Genomic DNA, 3,214 nt, shown 5'->3' with positions numbered 1-3,214 from the left:
TGTTGATCGGTCTCAAAGACGGGCTGGCTGACTCCGGATTGACCTCACTCGACAGTGCCGCACAACTTGTGGCGCACCCAATCGAAAGCTTCGCCGCAGTGAAAGATTTTGTCGAATCGGCCTCGGGACGACAGCTATTGGGCGCGGCATCTGATGCTCTGGCGTTGCAATTGGCCAAGATCAATACAGCGCTTCAGGAGGGGGGTGATGAAAACGCCGAGCAATTAGGCACGACGATGGGGCAAGCGATATCGATTGTTGTCGGCGCTTTGGCGGGAGGTCAGACGAACACTGCGAAAGCAGCGGCAGAGCTGTCGAGGATGGGTATCGACCTTTCGAGCAGTGCCCTCAAGACTGCTGCGGCGAGCTACAAGGCGAGTTCGTTGGAGAAGAAGCTGGCTAAGCTTGAGAGTGCTGGGCGTGATCTGGATGTGCCGGATGCTCCTGAAATGCCTGGAGATAGTGTAAGCTCTAGCCTTGATACGGTGCGAGATGGTGCAAAAGGCAAAACCGCATTAAATGAACCAAACTCTCGGCCTGTTGCGGAAAATGGCGGTGCGCCGTCAACACAAACTGAAACTTATTTCAGGGTTGAATCAGGTGGTTCAGGATTCCAGACTAGTCAAAATCGAATTACTGTGAAATCTGATGGGACGGTATCGATTGATTCTGGATGCAGTGGTCAGTTATGTGTCAGTACAAATGGCCCCAGCCATGCTGCTTATTATCTATCTAATAAAAGGCCTGACGGTAACGTGGTTGTTTTTGAGGTTGATCAATCGTTGCACCAGAAAATTATGTCCGAAGCTATTGATCAACGACCTTTGCCCGGTCAGATAAGGAACCCTAACGCCCCCAAGATTGTGGATCCAAATCAAGGGAAGCCAAGTGTTTCACTAGAACTCCCGAAAGTATGGGATTCCTTGCTTGAGAAACACTCATCAAATGCACGAGTATTGACGCAGGAGGAGTTTTTTCATGAGTTTGGACGCTAAGCTTAGCTCATTAGAAAGTGAGCTGTTTGAAGGGCGCAAATCAATTGCCCTGTTTGTTTTGAAAGAGCAGCATTATTACGTTGTGGATGATAAGTCCAATTACTGTATCGATGTCCGGCCGGATTATTTGTCGTATATTGAAACAGGCCGGCTAAAGCAGGAAGATTATGAAAAAGCTCTTGGGCTCTTTCGGGGTGGGATCTCAGTTCTAGGAGCTCATAATTTTTATCAGTACATCGATAGTGTCGAAGCAGAAGTGATAAGTTTTACGATGATGCGCGATTTCTTTTTCAAAGGCTTAACGTTGGAAAGTGCCAAGAGTTTTTATAAGGATGTAGAGCGGTTCTTGTCTTATGGAGGAGAAATGGATTTGCGAAAATGGAATTTTTTGCGTATGAAATTGCCGAGCTTTTACGTAAATTTCGACCGTGGGATTTACCGACATACCGACTATGGTCGGTTGCATGAGGAATTGGCGTTGCCAAAAACACAGTGGAATGCTCGTTGTAGTAGCGATTTTGGATTGCTCATCCCTGACGATGTTCAATACTGGATCCTAGATAGAATGAATTTTTTTAAGCTTTATGGCGGTTGAAATATTGAAGTGGAAAGGGTTCGGTTTTATTTAATTAAATTGTTTGCGTTCTAAATAAATCTGTATCGCTTTCTCATTGGTTTTGAGGTTGATTTGATAGAACAATTTCGGTAGGTGGCGAAAAAGCAACTGGTGACGCTGCCGGTAAGGTAGATGATCTTGCGTCAACTAAGGTCAAGTGGGTTGATGAGAATGCAGGTATGAGTTCGCGTGCCCGGGATTACAATGACTCAGCAACCCGTGCTCGCTCCAATCCTACAACCCAATCTGGCCAAGCTCCTGCGCTAGAAAGAACAATGCCGGATGGATCAACAGGTTGGTTAAATTCGATGGTGTGGATGGTGAAGTTTTAGTTGATCGCAAGATTTCGGTTGTAACGACAAGCAAATCGAAGGATCAGGCGCTTAGGCAGTCTGACGTGTTAAGTCAGAATGGTTTAACTGCGCGCTGGGAAGTACCTACACAGGCTCAAGCAAATAGAGCTCAGAAAATGTTTGATGAGCTGGGCATTAAAAATATTTCAGTGAAGGTGATTCGTGAGCCAGGAAATCAATAAGCACGTTGCGCGAGCCATTGTTGAGCTTGCTATATTTCTTGAGTTTTCGGGGGATGATGCATTAAATCCAGATGCTGCAATGCAGGGGCTTGAACAATTAGCTTCGACATTGCAAATAATGGACTTGGAATCTAAATCATCTTTGTGCTCACAGTTTAAAAGCATCGCAATAGAGTATTCAGATGAGCAGGCAGAGTTTGTGGAAAGCTTGGGCGAAGCGCTGGGGTTAATCGAGGAGTAGTTTGCTCATCAGTAAAAGCCCCAGATTTTACTGACATACATTCCCAGCACCGGCCTAGCGCCAGTGTTTTTGCACCCAATCTGCACCTTTTTGCCGCCTTCTTGCATCCTTTCTGCAGTCAAGTTGCATCCCTTTTGCACCCACCCTGACGACCTACGGTCTAGCTGCTCAATACGCCCTTTTTGAGCATGATTTTTCGCCTCTTAACAGGAGCAAAATCTCAATACACAACACGCACTTCTTGCGAGGTGAGCATTTAGGGCCTGCCCAGTAGCAACTTCGTTTCCAAACCGCAGAAATACCTGATCGAAACAAACCCGGTGCTCACTGAGCTCAAGCAGTTCATGAGTTCGGATTACCTGCTCGCAGGCTTGGGTTACGACCCGGAAGTCAGCGCCAAGCGCTTGGGCGATGGCTTGTATGAGCAGCGCCTCGTTCAGCAAGCCGTTGTGGCCAGAACCGGCCAGGCGTTCATCGACGGCCAGACCTCCAACGAGGCCCAGTTCAAGTACCTGATGAACAACGCCATCGCCAGCAAGCAGCAACTGAACCTGGCGGTCGGCATATCGCTGAGTTCACAGCAAGTCGCTGCACTGACCCACGACATCGTCTGGATCGAAGAGCACGAAGTGAATGGCGAAAAAGTGCTGGTGCCAGTGCTGTATCTGGCTCAGGCCGACAATCGTCTTGGCCCGACCGGGGCATTGATTGCAGGTAACGACGTCTCGCTGATTGCCGGGCAAAACCTCGACAACGTCGGCACCTTGCGTGCGGCCAACAACCTGTCGGCTGCCGCTGGAAATGACCTGGTCAACAGCGGCCTGATA

The 3,214-nt window shown here is 48.3% G+C and carries 4 protein-coding genes and 1 pseudogene; all 5 read left to right on the top strand.

All coding sequences use genetic code 11. From position 1 onward, the window contains the following. Window positions 1–995: hypothetical protein (locus AO068_RS28900; RefSeq protein WP_161936609.1), on the top strand; the 995-nt coding region annotated here is incomplete at its 5' end. Beyond that, window positions 979–1,590, top strand: a complete 612-nt coding sequence (locus tag AO068_RS24305; RefSeq protein WP_058402430.1) for a hypothetical protein — start codon at window positions 979–981, stop codon at window positions 1,588–1,590. The genes AO068_RS28900 and AO068_RS24305, both read left to right, overlap by 17 nt. Window positions 1,591–1,906: 316 nt before the next feature. Continuing rightward, entirely contained in the window at window positions 1,907–2,146 is a 240-nt protein-coding gene (locus tag AO068_RS28590; protein WP_144439842.1) for a hypothetical protein, read from the top strand. Beyond that, window positions 2,127–2,387, top strand: a complete 261-nt coding sequence (locus AO068_RS24300; protein ID WP_058402431.1) for a hypothetical protein — start codon at window positions 2,127–2,129, stop codon at window positions 2,385–2,387. Before AO068_RS28590 ends, AO068_RS24300 begins: the two co-directional genes overlap by 20 nt. A gap of 260 nt (window positions 2,388–2,647) precedes the next feature. Continuing rightward, window positions 2,648–3,214, top strand: a pseudogene (locus tag AO068_RS28895) (DUF637 domain-containing protein); the annotation flags it as partial.

It is taken from the genome of Pseudomonas sp. ICMP 3272 (assembly GCF_001466905.1).
Lineage (GTDB): Bacteria > Pseudomonadota > Gammaproteobacteria > Pseudomonadales > Pseudomonadaceae > Aquipseudomonas > Aquipseudomonas amygdali.
Note: the sequence above shows the minus strand (reverse complement) of the source record. Positions and strands in the feature narration are given on the sequence as shown.

Coding starts and splice junctions, on each gene's coding strand:
- AO068_RS24305 (WP_058402430.1), top strand. CDS start 979: ATGAGTTTGGACGCTAAGCTTAGCTCATTAGAAAGTGAGCTGTTTGAA.